This is a genomic window from Candidatus Marithrix sp. Canyon 246 (assembly GCF_001723685.1).
In the GTDB taxonomy this organism is placed as follows: domain Bacteria; phylum Pseudomonadota; class Gammaproteobacteria; order Beggiatoales; family Beggiatoaceae; genus Marithrix.
In genome coordinates, this window is record NZ_MCBX01000008.1 from 22,419 (window position 1) to 35,756 (window position 13,338).

Here is a 13,338-nt window from a genome sequence, read left to right on the forward strand (position 1 = left end):
TCTCGTGGATTAAAACCTAAATCTTCAAAAATCTTTGCATTTTCTGAAGTTATATGAGTAATGGAAGTGTCAATATTATTCATAAGTTTTCCTTATTTAAAACTCTCAAGCAGATATATTAATTATATCATAATTTTTATGGCAAGAAATCTATAGGTATAGAATAAATAGTTTGCCCTTGGAAGTTGTGATCGTAACGATACTCATCGCTAGTACTTCGTCAACTTTAAACTGTCGGGTTTTAGACCTGACAGGTTTTAAAAACCTGTCAGGTCTGAGAGTTTTTCTTTTTATGAAAAGCTATATCACCCATTCAGGCGTTGTACCCCAGCAATTATACCATGTTTAAGCTTGATAATTAAAAACACACGGCGGTAAGGCTATTACTTATATGGAAGGTGAAATATCTGTAGGATCAGTGATAACCGACCCTACGGAGTTATGGGAATTTTGCAAAAAATATTTAAGTATCCCCAATATTTTACTACCATCACCGAAATTATATAAATAACTATCTATAACCGCTATATTATCGTGTAAGGATATAAACCGCCAGATTACCCCATCAGTCACTACACCGTATATAATAGGAATATTATTAGCTTTTCTCTCATTAAAAATTCTAGCAGCTTCCATTTCCGCTATACATTGAGCATAGCCACCTCCTAAATCTGATTTTTTAGCTTCAACCAAGATCACAACTGGTGATGTTATATATAACTGGTTATCACTATTAGTTATTATAGAGTCAGGATTACCGGTTAAGCCTTTGCTTTTATCAACATTAAAGGCATTACCGACAAAAAAGCTTATGTCAATATGTCTTTTTAATTCCATTAACACATTATCTACTATAAAAGATTGTCTTGCCATCTCGGTATCTATTTTGATAGCTAGATCAAAAGCTACTTTCATTATTTCAACAAATAAATTACTTAATTTAACTGGCTCAATATTGACATATAACTTATTTTCATCCTTTATTACTATTCCTAGCTCAGTATTTATTTGTTCTAGGGTTTTAAAATCACTATAAGACATTGTTTTATAACTCCTTAAAACATAATCATGATTAACATATAAGTAATGCGTCGCGCTGATGGCTTCATTGCTTGCCATACACGGCGCATATAGCATCGGAGCGTTGCCAACTTTTTATACTTATTAAAGTAGTAGTGGATTTATACGATATAATCGTTCTAAAACAATGATACTTGTATTTAATATTAAAGTCAAGTTGTTATTTGACTGTTACTACAGAGACATTGATGTTTACATAAATACCATTTATAATATAATGTGATTATCTATTAACTAGTGGTGAGCAAGATATGAAAAAAGTAAATAAAAATGTGTTTTTTGCTGTAATATTAGACAAAATGGAAACTTGATTGATGAATCAAATAAAGTATATAAAAGGTGATGCAACCTCTCCCCAAGCTAAAGGTACAAAAATAATTTGCCATATTTGCAATGATATTGGAGCTTGGGGCAAAGGATTTGTTTTAGCCATATCAAAACGATGGTCAGAGCCAGAAGCCGATTATAGAAAATGGCACCAATCAAAAAATGATTTTTATTTAGGTAATGTACGTTTCATACAAGTAGAAGAAGAGCTTTATGTTGCAAATATGATTGGACAAAGAGATATAAAAACCAGTCACAAAATTCCTCCAATACCTTATGAAGCTGTTAGATAATTAGTAGAAAACATTTTAGTAAACAATAATATAAATATTTTAGTGTATGATATTTAAAACAGATACATATATAGAACAACAACAAAGATTGCCTGATAGTGGGCGTAATATCCTTGCTAATCATGATGATGAAAGTATTATTGTCTATCAAGCATACGGTCCGAGCATAGGAAATTTTGCAGCACAAAATGGATATTTTGGAGGGCAGTTTAATTTTGATAGAATGACATGGATAAAAACTAACTTTCTTTGGATGATGTATCGTTCCGAATGGGGAACCAAAGAAGGGCAAGAAATAGTTTTCCCTCTATCAGTTTGACTCAAAAGAAGCAAAGCATTACTTTTGCAAACAGTGTGGCATCCATCCTTTCAGCAATCCTTGATGGTCAAAATTGGGAACAGGCTGTTGCAAAGTTAAATGAGCAATACCATGAATAAAATACATTATGAAATATCAAAAACTTGGTCGTACAAATTTAAAGGTTAGTCGAATTGGTTTAGGTACAATGACGTGGGGATTACAAAATACTCAAGAGCAAGGTTTTGAGCAGATGGATTATGCGCTTAATCAGGGAATTAATTTGTTTGATACCGCTGAAATGTATGCCATCCCTCCCAGCGATAAAACTTATGGTACTACTGAGACTATTATTGGTAATTGGTTCGCCTCACGCCAAACTCGTGACAAAGTGATTCTTGCCACAAAAATAGCAGGACCGGGCTTATCTTGGATCAGAAATGGTGAGATGATTAACAAGAAAAATCTGCTATTAGCACTTGAAGGCAGCTTAAAAAGATTGCAAACAGATTATATTGATTTATATCAATTGCATTGGCCTAATCGGGACTCTTATCACTTTGGCAAAACGTGGAATTATGCGCCACGATTTGATATAAAACAACAAACAGATAATTTTCTTGAAGTACTCCAGACACTGCAAACACTGGTTCAATATGGAAAAATCCGTCATTTTGGACTCTCTAACGAAACAGCTTGGGGGATTAGCAAATGGCTACAATTAGCGCAACAACACGATTTGCCAAGAGTTGTATCAATACAAAATGAATATTCCTTGCTTTGCCGCCATTTTGAATCTGACTTAAGTGAAATTGCTTTAAATGAGGACTGTGGATTACTTGCTTGGTCACCACTATGTCGCGGCATGATCAGTGGAAAATACTTAAATGGTGCGCGACCAGAGGGAGCAAGATTAACCATTGAAACACGAAAAGAACACCGTATCCAACCCATGAGCGATGCGGCGATTGTACGATATATTAAGCTGGCTAAAGAAAATGACTTAGATGTCAATCAAATGGCGATTGCCTTCGTTAATAGTCAGCCATTTGTTACCTCAACGCTTATTGGTGCGACCAATATGACACAACTAAAAACCAATATTGATGCCATTGATTTGCATTTATCAGATGACATTAAAACCGAAATAGAGACTATTCGTCGAGACTATCCGGCACCGTTTTAGCACTTATGAAAATTATTTTAAAAATCATTTTGATTGTTACCTTAGTTGCGGAAAGTTCAACATATGCAACCGACAAGAAGATTGATATTGCTGAAAAGGTGTTATTTAGGGCAACAACAAGTGATAATACAGTTTCAGCATTATGGGTAGGCGTTGATCCAAATATTGAATTAGAAACCTCAGATATGCCTTTAACATTTGGTGTGCATAAATTGTATTTTGAATTCCCGAAAACTAAGGAAAAATTAGCATTTAATCCAAGGGGTCAACTTTTTTTTAGTGATTGGTCTTTTAATATCTTTAGCCCAGATTATCGTTTTGTAGTATTACTGCAAGATCATTATGGACCATACCATATTATTCCCATTTCTAACTTACAAGATTATTTAGCTGGAAAAAATCCACAGTTTGAAATTGTTGAAGCTAGTAATGGTAAAGTTAGCGCAGTTCATGGAGAAATTAATTGGCTTTCGATTGACACAATAGAATTCAGTGCATGGTGTTGTGGTGGTAGCTACACGGTTATTCATAAAATTGGTGAAAAAAAATGAAATTACCAATATATCAAGTAGATGCTTTTGCCGATGAATTATTTTCAGGCAATCCAGCGGCAGTAGTTATACATGAAATTGAATTATCTATTGAAATAATGCAAAAAATTGCCGCTGAAAATAACTTATCAGAAACAGCTTTTGTTTATAAAAAAGATCAAACTTATAAGATTCGATGGTTTACGCCAACAGTTGAAGTTGATTTATGTGGACATGCAACATTGGCAGCCGCACATGTACTTTTTGTCCCAATGAAAAAATCTCATTTTCATCAAATAGCGGCATTTTAGATGTTGAAAAAAAACAAGAATATTTATATTTAAACTTTCCTGCTGATACACTTCATCAAATTGAAATATCAAAACAAATTATAAATGGACTAGGAGAAAAACCATTAGAACTATATAAAGGTAGGGATGATTTTTTAGCAATACTAGAAAACGAAGAAACTATTGCCTCAGTTTCACCAAATATGGAAATATTATCTAAACTACCATCAAGAGGAATTATAGTATCTGCACAAGGCAATGAAACGGATTTTGTATCGCGCTTTTTTGCACCACAAGCAGGAATTCCAGAAGACCCTGTAACAGGATCAGCACATACTACATTGATACCATATTGGTCAAAAAGATTAGCAAAACCAGATTTACAAGCTAGACAAATATCCAAACGAGGAGGAAGTTTGGTTTGTAGAAATCTTGAATTGAATAATCGGGTTGAAATTGGGGGAAAAGCTATTACTTATATGGAAGGTGAAATTTTACTAAAATGGCAAAATGTTGCCTAAGGTACAGCCATGTAGGGTTGGTGAAACGAAGTGAAACCGAGAATCCAATCAATTCACACAAAATGGTCGGTTACGCTACCTAGATTTAATTTATAAACTGATGTTACGCACTATCTTTTTGTAAAAAACCAAACACCGCCTAGAGCTAAAGCTCAAAGCTTAAGTCTGCTAAAGCAGACTAATATTAAGCCTATATAGTTTTTAGTGCTTATTAATGAAGTTTGTTAGTCGGCTTTAGCCGACTTTAGCTATGAGCCTTGAGCTTTAGCTCTAGGCGGTGTTTGGTTTATTACAAAAGCTTGGTGCGTAACATAAGTTATAAAGGTTAAATCATGAAAACATATCACGGCAGTTGCCACTGTAAAAAAATCAAGTTCAAAGTAACAACAAATCTCGATAAAGTGGTATCCTGTAATTGCTCAATTTGTACTAAAAAAGGTGTTCTTCATCATCGCGTAACACCAGAACAATTTACTTTACTTGAAGGCAAAGAATATTTGTCCCTCTATCAGTTTGATTCAAAAGAAGCAAAGCATTACTTTTGCAAGCAATGTGGCATTCATCCTTTCAGTAATCCTCGTGCGGCACCTGATATGTACAGTATCAATGTACGCTGTTTAGATGATTTTGATTTAGAAAAAGAATCCTATAAAATAATTAAATTTGATGGTCAAAATTGGGAAGAGGCTGTGCTAAAATTAAATCAGCAATACAATGAATAAGATTCATTTGGAAACTATTAGTAATAAGAGGAATAATATGGACTTGAAAACCTATATGGCTGAAATAGTTCATCTTTTATTACTATTCCTAGCTCAGTATTTATTTGTTCTAGGGTTTATAAATCCTTAAAACATAATCAAAAACAAACATATAGCCAATAATTTAAAGCAGCTAATCACAATTAACATATAAGCAATGCGTCGCGCTGATGGTTTCATTGTTTGCCATACACGGCACATATACCACCGGTATAATGGAAACCATTTCCAGCGTTGCCAACTTTGTAAGTATTTATATATCGCGTTGCCCCAAGGGATTAGACTTTTGTCAACTTCAGCTAAGTCTGCCTCGGAGCTGCCGCTATAGTCGTCAGTAATTATTAACGCATTGGCTTCAATTTTGAAAATGGTTGCCGTTTTTATGCCTTCTACTGAGATTGTGGTGTTTATTTCTTGGTTATTACTCAGGTTTTTGAAATGTATATGATAGGTATTAGTGTCAATTTGTCGCCATTCTATGAATTCTAGCAGTGGATTTATACGATATAATAGTTATAAATCACTGCAAAATTCATGTAATTGCTTATTTGATAATGGGGTTGCTATACGTACCCATGCTTTATCTTTACTAGACATTTGGGATAACCAACAAAGGAGTGTTTAAGTTAGCCAATAATTGTTTACAATATTGCGTTCTGCTGCGGCAGCACTTACGCGCTGAATATTTATTTCAACTTCCTGTTTTAATTCAGCTTCTAAATGATTGCCATAATCAATTTGAGTGATCGCATTATTTAACCTAAGACATTAATCAACCAACAAATATACGCCTAATGCAATTAGCAAAGAACAAGCTAATGCCATCCAATCTTCATGACGATCAGTATTAAAGATTGTTAAAGCTGAACCACGTTTAAATTTAATTTGTTCTTTAGACATTTTTTTATATCTCCATAAAATTAGTAATGAATGAACTTATATCATTTATTTCTACTTAATTCAGCATAATTTAAAGAAATCACATTATCAATTATACCATGTAACCAAATTATACTAGCATTAGCTGCTTGTGGTGGTTCTATAAAAGTAGAGAGTTTAGACGGTCTTTGAACTATATTAAGTTTTATCTTTATTTGTTAAAATTGTTGGTGCATAAGGCAAAATGTTGTGGTTTAAATAAATTATCACACATATTTTAGCATATTATGTCATTACCAAACACCGCTTAGGGATAAATCCCCAAGCTCAAAGCTAAAGTCACCTAAAGGTGACTATTCCACTTAGCTATATCACTGTGTTAGTCTGCTTAAGCAGACTTTAGCTTTGAGCCTTGGAATTTATTCCTAGGCGGTGTTTGGTAATGGCAAAAAGGCAATGGGTAACATGAGGTAGAAAGTTTAGACCTGTCAGGTTTTTAAAACCTGACAGGTCTGAGAGTTTTTCTTCTTGATCATTTAATGATAATTATCACTAGACATTGGGGATAATTCATACATGAATTCAATCCAGTTTGTGCTACTTCGCTGAATATTTATTTCAACTTCATGATTTAATTTGTTCTTTAGACATTTTTATATCTCCATAAAATTAGTAATGAATGAACTTATATCATTTATTTCTTCTGGGTGAACTGTGTGTTCCATATAATATTGATGCCATTCAATATCATAATTGAGTTTTTTCAATCTTTCCCTACTTAATTCAGCATAATTTAAGGAAATCACATTATCAATTATACCATGTGCCATAAATATTGGAATATTACGATTAGCGGCATGAATTTCATCTTCTACTGTATCGTTTAATGGCAAATAACTAGAAAGTGCTATAATTCCACCAAGCGGTTGCGAATAGCGTAATCCTGTATGTAAAGCCATCGTTCCTCCTTGAGAAAATCCAGCTAAAAATATTTTTTCTGAACTAATACCCTTATTAATTTCTGTTTGAATCAACTCACAAATGATTTTATCAGCTTCATATATGCCTTTAGCATCTTGAGGAGCGGTTTTGTCTAATCCTAAAATATCATACCATCCTCGCATGACCATATTGCCATTAATAGTAATCCTACGTTCAGGAGCATGAGGAAAAATAAAACGTGTTCTATCGCTTATCGTTTTAGCTAACTCAGTAACTATAAATTCAAAACCATGCCCATCATCACCTAAGCCATGTAACCAAATTATACTAGCATTAGCTGCTTGTGGTGGTTCTATGATAATTGTTTGCATTATTTATCATCGCCTTGCAATTCTCTTAGCAATAAGCCATATTTAAATTCACTGTTGATTGGTTTGCGAATTCGCACAATATGCCCTGATCCCGGGGCTACTGATATGCTTTCGCCTTTTTTATTTTCAATATGTTCCAGCGTGAAATATTCTGGCTGAGCTTGGGCTGACATTAATTCTAAACGGTCTCCTACGCTAAAACGATTTTTTACGTCTATTTCTAACAAATTTTTGTCTTGACTGATAATTTCTCCAACAAATTGTTGACGCTGGTGAAGTGAATTGCCAGTTTCATAGTTTTGATATGCTTCTGGTACATGGCGACGGAAGAAGCCTTCTGTATAGCCGCGATTGGCTAGTTTTTCTAGTTCAGCCATGAGATTCATATCAAAAGGTTTACCAGCAGCCTTATTGTCTATGGCTTGACGATAGACTTGTGCAGTTCGTGCAGCGTAATAATGTGATTTAGTTCGCCCTTCAATTTTTAAACAATCTATGCCTATATCCATTAATTGTTCTACATGCTGAACCGCACGTAAATCTTTGGAATTCATAATATATGTACCATTTTCATCTTCCATAATTGGCATAGGGTCATCTGGGCGTTTTGGTTCTTGAACCTTATATTCCCAACGGCAGGCATTGGTACAAGTGCCTTGATTAGCATCACGATGGTTCATATAACCAGACAATAGACAACGCCCAGAATAAGCTATACATAAGGCTCCATGTATAAACACTTCTAATTCAATATCTGGACATTGTTCGCGAATTTCGGCAACATCATCTAAGGAAATTTCCCTAGATAAAATAATCCGAGTTAAACCAAAATTTTTCCAAAATTTCACCGCAGCATAATTCATAGTATTGGCTTGTACTGACAAATGAATTGGTACATCAGACCAACGTTCTCGCACTAACATAATTAACCCGGGATCAGCCATAATTAAAGCATCTGGCTGCATTGCAATGATAGGTTCCATATCATCAATAAAGGTTTTTAACTTAGCATTATGAGGTAATAAATTAGTAGCCAGAAAAAATTTCTTGCCTAATGTATGAGTTTCATCAATAGCAGTTTTTAAATTATCTAAATGCTTAAAATCATTTTGACGTACTCGCAAACTATAACGCGGTTGCCCTGCATAAACAGCATCAGCTCCATAAGCAAAAGCATAACGCATATTTTTCAGAGTGCCGGCTGGTGATAATAATTCAGGTTTTTTCATGATTGGCTAATAGTGCAAATTGTTGTAAGGTTAAAGTTTCAGCGCGAGCTTGTGGATTGATGCCCAAAGCTTCTATGTCTATTATATCAAGTAAATGTTTTAAGTTATTACGTAAAGTTTTACGCCGCTGTGCAAATGCGCTAGTAACTAACTTAGCAAAATATTGCAGATCATTAACAATAACTGGCGGTTTATAGTAAGGTATTAATTGCACTACACTAGAATCTACTTTAGGTGCTGGTGTAAAAGAATCGGGGCTAACATCAAATAATTTTTCCATTTGGCAATAATATTGCAACATGACAGATAAACGTCCATATGCAGAACTTGAAGGAGCGGCAATCATACGATCAACCACTTCTTTTTGTAGCATAAAAGTCATATCCATTATATCATGTTGATATTTAAGCAAATGAAATAATAAAGGTGTAGATATATTATAAGGTAAATTACCGACTATTCTAAGCGGCAAGCCATTAGTCATTAATTGCTTAAAATCAAATTTCAAAACATCAGCATTATAAATACCTACTTTTAAGCTTTTGAGATTTTCAATCAAATCACGATCAAGTTCTATCACATCTAATTGGCAATTAGACTCAAGCAAAGGATGTGTTAATGCCCCCATACCCGGTCCAATTTCCACTATATGTTGTTTAGATTTAGGCGCAATCGCGCTTATAATTGCTTGAATCACATAATTATCATGAAGAAAATTTTGACCAAAACGTTTACGAGGGTTATGATATTTCATAATCTATAAGATATATTAAGAGAATAAACCAATATGAATACTAACCCATTATTATCAACTTGGGAATCCTATCAGACTTCTCAAGCTTGTTTTCAAGCTGTAACAGGGATAAACGAAAACAAAATTGAACGCAGTAAAAGCGATATTGAGGATTTATTTGTATTATTATTATGGATAAAATTTGAACAATTCATTAGATATTATTTGCAAGAGAAGAGTAAAAACAAATTATATGATACATCAGCTCCTATTAACTTAACTAGTTTTATATTTGCATCTTTTGAAAAAGATGAAAAATTTTGGAATCCGATAGAATTATTAGAATTATTGGAAAGAACATTATCTATATCTGAAGACTTAATAGATGAAGCTCAACAAATATCAGTTTTTGCTTATAACATTTTAAAAAAGCAGGAATCAAAAATTACAGTGAATTATGCTTATGAAACTTTAACTAAAATTGTCAAATTGATGATTTAAATACGAAAAGCATCACTAATCCAAGATAGTTGTGGATTGGTGGTATTACCACTAATTAATACTGCATCAAAACGACAAGAAAATTGTTGCGCCCATTTATGAGTGTGCAAATAATAAGTAGCGGTTTTTATAATACGTTGTTGTTTACGAAAATCAATACTTTCTAAACTACCACCATAGATACGACTATTTTTTCGATAACGCACTTCTATAAAAGCTACTATAGTTTTATCTAAAAAAATCAGATCGATTTCTCCGGTTTTGCAACGAAAATTACGTTCAATAGGCTTTAAACCTTGTTGACATAAATAATTATGGGCTAAATTTTCAGCCCATTGCCCTTGAGAAACTGCTGTTATTGAATTGTTAATCATTGATTAATTTTTTCCATTGTATATTATTATACAATATAAATTATTATTCACAATAAATCTCTAAAAAAATCATGCAATACTGATGAGGCTGGGGATTTTTGTTTGCAACATGGAATTGGAGTAAACCTGACAGGTTTTTAAAACCTGTCAGGTTTGTTCAACTAATTATTTAGGCAAAGCAAACAATCTTTGTTCTGTTCCATCAGGATAAGTAATCATAACATCATTGCTATCTGGGATTTCTGTTACTTTATAATCTAAACGCCCTTTAATTTTTTGACCATCAATTTCAAATTTTCCTAGAGCTGACATATCTGCTGGGGATGGGTAGAGTATTTGTTCTCGTTTTTCTCCTTTTTCATCTTCAAATATTAGGGCTATATTGCCATCTTCTTTGGTAATAAAGCCGTTTGGTGTATCTTTATCAACTATTCTTGAGGCTAAATCTGCTCTGCCGCTATACTAATACTTACTTCTGGTAAATTAATTTTAATTAAAGCTTCTTTAAAAGTTGACATATCTTGTACCGCTGGAAAAGCTAATACCTCTATTTGTGTATCAGTTTTAAAGCGCACTGTTTGTCCAGATTCGAGTTGCAAACCTTCTGCTTCTGATAAATGCTTTACTTTCATTGGATTGACAGCATAGCGTGTTGTTTCTATATCCAAATAGATAAAACCTTTGTCGTGTTGAAGAACTGTTAGTTCTGGTGGCGCAAATTCTTGCAGGCGATTAATTGCTGGTAAAATACCTTCTCCTCCTAGCACTGGATCAGCGGATAAATCTATGCTTTCTCCTTTTTTAGGTAAAGTTTCAGTTAAATCAACATCTGCTGGAATATTTTCCGTTTTAGTGAAACGCACGCCACTAGCTAACTTAACATCAGTTGGGATTTCTACACCATCTGCAATGATAACATCTGTTAATTGGGTTTGTGGTTCTACTGTCAAATGTTGCAATACTGCTGGTTTTTTAGGAGTGCCGCTAATTGTTCCTGCTAGTTTGCCACCAATAATTGTTGCATTTTCTCCTAAAGATACATTTTTTATAGTACCTTCATTTTTGATTTTTCCTGTGAGAATTCCGCCTTCAATTGAACATTTTGGTTCTATTTTGGCATCATTTATAGTTCCTTCATTTTTTATTGTGCAGTTGATGTTAGTTCCAACACTGGAACCTGTTGGTTCTGATGTTGTTTGTTGCGATGGTACAGAAATTTGAGCTGGATCCACTTTAATATTAAATGTTTGAGCCGCTGATGTATCAATACCATCACTTAATATTACTGTAACAACCGCGCTGCCAGCCGCCGCTGGAGTAAAACTTAATTTTCCATTTGCATCAATTGCAGGTTGGACTGCAAATATTCTATTATTATCATTAGTTACTGTAAAACTTAGAGTTTGTGATGCTTCATTGCTTGGTCCAGCGGATATATTCGTTGCCCAATTCGGAATTGTTTGCGCTCCGGAATTTGTGTAAACAGTTGGATCAGCTCCTTTGGTGAATGATGGAATGTCATTTACTGGATTGACTGTTATATTGATAGTATCTGTATCTGTTAAGCTTTGATCATTTACTTCAATTTGTATTGTTGCATTACCATAAAAGTCAGCAATTGAAATAAAAATAATATCCTCTAAAGCTGTATTAATATCTGTTACAGTTCCTGTGAATACCATTTTAGCATCATTTGTTCCTGTGCCAGTTGTGAATGTTAATCCAGTAAGTTTATTTAAAGTAACTGTTCCATTAGTCACTGTCAATTTAATTTTAATTGGATTAGTTCCAGCATCATTATCTGTAATTCCAAGCTGATTACTATTTTCTGTAGAAAAAATCAGTGTGGAACCTTCATTTATAGTTTGATTTGTTGGAACAGTATTGATTGGTTTGTCATTGGTAACAATAGTTGTAGTTTCAGTCACATTATTATTACTTGTATCAGGATCAAGTATATCAGAACTAATCTCAACCTTATTACTAATATCACCTGTCGTACTAAGAGCTGTTACTTTAATTGTAATTGAATTCGCTGAAGTTATAGATAGACTATTAAGCGTACAAGTTACTGTGCCACTAGATTCGTTACATGTCCAACCAGTGCCGCTTGCACTTATAAATGTAGTTCCGCTAGGCAAGGTATCAATAATGCTGATATTAGTTGCTTCATTTGGACCAAGGTTTTTCACTGTTAAAGTATAAGTTATCTGATTGTCAATATTTACTGGATCTGATAAATCAGTTTGAGTTATTTGTAAATCTGCTGTTTTTTCTGGAGTTGTCGCATTTACTTCTGCACTGAATGAACTAGTTAAAGCATTTTGCTGACTACCATGCGCCGCTGTATAAGTTTCTATCACAAAATAATATTTTGTCTGATCTGTTAAACCATTAACATTATAATTGTTCGTATATTTATTTCCAGTATTTGTAGAAGCAGCAGTATAAGGACCACCAGAAGTATTAGCATATTTGACTTGATAATGTCCACTATAATAATTAAAAGGAATAGTTGTCCATGATATGCGGATAGTATCAGCATCAATTGCTGTAGCTGTTACATTAGTTGGTGGTACTGTTTGAGTATTTTTCCAATCAGAGTCTTTTCTTTTGAAAAATTCGATTAAATTCGCATTGGATGCAGTTAATTTATTGTAGCCTAAATCTAAAGATGATAAATTAGTTAGGCTGGTTAATGAGCTAGGAATATCTCCGCTGAATTGATTATTTTGTAAATAAAGATATTGTACAGCAGTTAAATTACTAAAATCAGGAACCACCGTTATTTGGTTGTTATATAATTCAAGAGACTTTAAAGCAATTAAATTACTTACATCAGGAATTTGAGTGAGCCGGTTACTCTTCAAGTTAATAGATTCTAAAGCCGTCAAAGCACTTAAATTAGGAACTTGAGTTAGTTGATTATTTTCTAAATTTAGAGATGTTAAAGCAGTAAAAACACTTAAATCAGGCACAATTCCAGTTAGATTTTTATAATATAGATTAAGAGATGTAACGCG

14 protein-coding genes and 1 pseudogene are annotated in these 13,338 nt (G+C 33.6%); 7 read left to right on the forward strand and 8 right to left on the reverse strand.

Features of this window, described 5'->3' with window-relative positions; all coding sequences use genetic code 11:
- Positions 1-387: 387 nt before the first annotated feature.
- A complete protein-coding gene (locus BHU68_RS06665) occupies positions 388-1,041 on the reverse strand; it encodes a hypothetical protein (protein WP_069472923.1) in 654 nt (217 codons plus the stop codon).
- A gap of 350 nt (positions 1,042-1,391) precedes the next feature.
- On the opposite strand from BHU68_RS06665, the gene BHU68_RS06670 reads away from it, so the two are divergent.
- From BHU68_RS06670 to BHU68_RS06695, 6 genes and pseudogenes are all read left to right on the forward strand, one after another.
- Positions 1,392-1,700 carry a hypothetical protein gene (locus BHU68_RS06670; protein WP_216092630.1) on the forward strand — a complete coding sequence of 103 codons (309 nt, stop codon included), beginning with the start codon at positions 1,392-1,394 and terminating at the stop codon, positions 1,698-1,700.
- Between the two features lie 46 nt (positions 1,701-1,746).
- Positions 1,747-2,019 carry a DUF4291 family protein gene (locus BHU68_RS06675; protein WP_069472925.1) on the forward strand — a complete coding sequence of 91 codons (273 nt, stop codon included), beginning with the start codon at positions 1,747-1,749 and terminating at the stop codon, positions 2,017-2,019.
- A 127-nt stretch (positions 2,020-2,146) separates the two neighbouring features.
- Positions 2,147-3,184: an aldo/keto reductase gene (locus BHU68_RS06680; RefSeq protein ID WP_069472926.1), complete on the forward strand. Its 1,038-nt coding sequence runs from the start codon at positions 2,147-2,149 to the stop codon at positions 3,182-3,184.
- 5 nt (positions 3,185-3,189) lie between these two features.
- Entirely contained in the window at positions 3,190-3,735 is a 546-nt protein-coding gene (locus tag BHU68_RS06685) for a hypothetical protein (RefSeq protein WP_069472927.1), read from the forward strand.
- Positions 3,732-4,525: pseudogene (locus tag BHU68_RS06690) on the forward strand (PhzF family phenazine biosynthesis protein). The gene BHU68_RS06685 and the pseudogene BHU68_RS06690 overlap by 4 nt, the downstream one beginning before the upstream one ends.
- Before the next feature lie 332 nt (positions 4,526-4,857).
- Positions 4,858-5,247, forward strand: coding sequence for a GFA family protein (locus BHU68_RS06695; protein WP_069472928.1), 390 nt, complete (start codon positions 4,858-4,860; stop codon positions 5,245-5,247).
- A gap of 807 nt (positions 5,248-6,054) precedes the next feature.
- On the opposite strand, the gene BHU68_RS18010 is transcribed toward BHU68_RS06695, so the two are convergent.
- The 4 genes from BHU68_RS18010 to rsmA all read right to left on the reverse strand — a co-directional run bounded on the left by BHU68_RS18010 (position 6,055) and on the right by rsmA (position 9,461).
- Positions 6,055-6,186 carry a hypothetical protein gene (locus tag BHU68_RS18010; RefSeq protein WP_256359159.1) on the reverse strand — a complete coding sequence of 44 codons (132 nt, stop codon included), beginning with the start codon at positions 6,184-6,186 and terminating at the stop codon, positions 6,055-6,057.
- A 632-nt stretch (positions 6,187-6,818) separates the two neighbouring features.
- A complete protein-coding gene (locus tag BHU68_RS06700) occupies positions 6,819-7,478 on the reverse strand; it encodes an alpha/beta hydrolase (protein WP_069470902.1) in 660 nt (219 codons plus the stop codon).
- Positions 7,478-8,707, reverse strand: a complete 1,230-nt coding sequence (locus BHU68_RS06705; RefSeq protein ID WP_069470903.1) for a peptidase U32 family protein — start codon at positions 8,705-8,707, stop codon at positions 7,478-7,480. The genes BHU68_RS06700 and BHU68_RS06705 overlap by 1 nt, the downstream gene beginning before the upstream one ends.
- A complete protein-coding gene (rsmA, locus tag BHU68_RS06710) occupies positions 8,694-9,461 on the reverse strand; it encodes a 16S rRNA (adenine(1518)-N(6)/adenine(1519)-N(6))-dimethyltransferase RsmA (protein ID WP_069470904.1) in 768 nt (255 codons plus the stop codon). The genes BHU68_RS06705 and rsmA overlap by 14 nt, the downstream gene beginning before the upstream one ends.
- A 33-nt stretch (positions 9,462-9,494) precedes the next feature.
- Here rsmA and BHU68_RS06715 point away from each other — a divergent pair, with 33 nt between their 5' ends.
- Positions 9,495-9,941, forward strand: coding sequence for a hypothetical protein (locus BHU68_RS06715; protein WP_069470905.1), 447 nt, complete (start codon positions 9,495-9,497; stop codon positions 9,939-9,941).
- Here the strand turns inward: BHU68_RS06715 and BHU68_RS06720 are convergent.
- From BHU68_RS06720 to BHU68_RS06725, 3 genes are all read right to left on the reverse strand, one after another.
- Entirely contained in the window at positions 9,938-10,315 is a 378-nt protein-coding gene (locus BHU68_RS06720) for a YraN family protein (RefSeq protein WP_069470906.1), read from the reverse strand. The genes BHU68_RS06715 and BHU68_RS06720 overlap by 4 nt on opposite strands.
- A gap of 165 nt (positions 10,316-10,480) precedes the next feature.
- Positions 10,481-10,627, reverse strand: coding sequence for a hypothetical protein (locus BHU68_RS17215; RefSeq protein ID WP_171899557.1), 147 nt, complete (start codon positions 10,625-10,627; stop codon positions 10,481-10,483).
- Positions 10,628-10,755: 128 nt separating this feature from the next.
- Entirely contained in the window at positions 10,756-13,293 is a 2,538-nt protein-coding gene (locus tag BHU68_RS06725; RefSeq protein WP_069470907.1) for a leucine-rich repeat domain-containing protein, read from the reverse strand.
- Positions 13,294-13,338: the final 45 nt, after the last annotated feature.

Coding starts and splice junctions, on each gene's coding strand:
- BHU68_RS06665 (WP_069472923.1), bottom strand. CDS start 1,041: ATGTCTTATAGTGATTTTAAAACCCTAGAACAAATAAATACTGAGCTA.
- BHU68_RS06675 (WP_069472925.1), top strand. CDS start 1,747: ATGATATTTAAAACAGATACATATATAGAACAACAACAAAGATTGCCT.
- BHU68_RS06680 (WP_069472926.1), top strand. CDS start 2,147: ATGAAATATCAAAAACTTGGTCGTACAAATTTAAAGGTTAGTCGAATT.
- BHU68_RS06685 (WP_069472927.1), top strand. CDS start 3,190: ATGAAAATTATTTTAAAAATCATTTTGATTGTTACCTTAGTTGCGGAA.
- BHU68_RS06695 (WP_069472928.1), top strand. CDS start 4,858: ATGAAAACATATCACGGCAGTTGCCACTGTAAAAAAATCAAGTTCAAA.
- BHU68_RS18010 (WP_256359159.1), bottom strand. CDS start 6,186: ATGTCTAAAGAACAAATTAAATTTAAACGTGGTTCAGCTTTAACAATC.
- BHU68_RS06700 (WP_069470902.1), bottom strand. CDS start 7,478: ATGCAAACAATTATCATAGAACCACCACAAGCAGCTAATGCTAGTATA.
- BHU68_RS06705 (WP_069470903.1), bottom strand. CDS start 8,707: ATGAAAAAACCTGAATTATTATCACCAGCCGGCACTCTGAAAAATATG.
- rsmA (WP_069470904.1), bottom strand. CDS start 9,461: ATGAAATATCATAACCCTCGTAAACGTTTTGGTCAAAATTTTCTTCAT.
- BHU68_RS06715 (WP_069470905.1), top strand. CDS start 9,495: ATGAATACTAACCCATTATTATCAACTTGGGAATCCTATCAGACTTCT.
- BHU68_RS06720 (WP_069470906.1), bottom strand. CDS start 10,315: ATGATTAACAATTCAATAACAGCAGTTTCTCAAGGGCAATGGGCTGAA.
- BHU68_RS17215 (WP_171899557.1), bottom strand. CDS start 10,627: ATGTCAGCTCTAGGAAAATTTGAAATTGATGGTCAAAAAATTAAAGGG.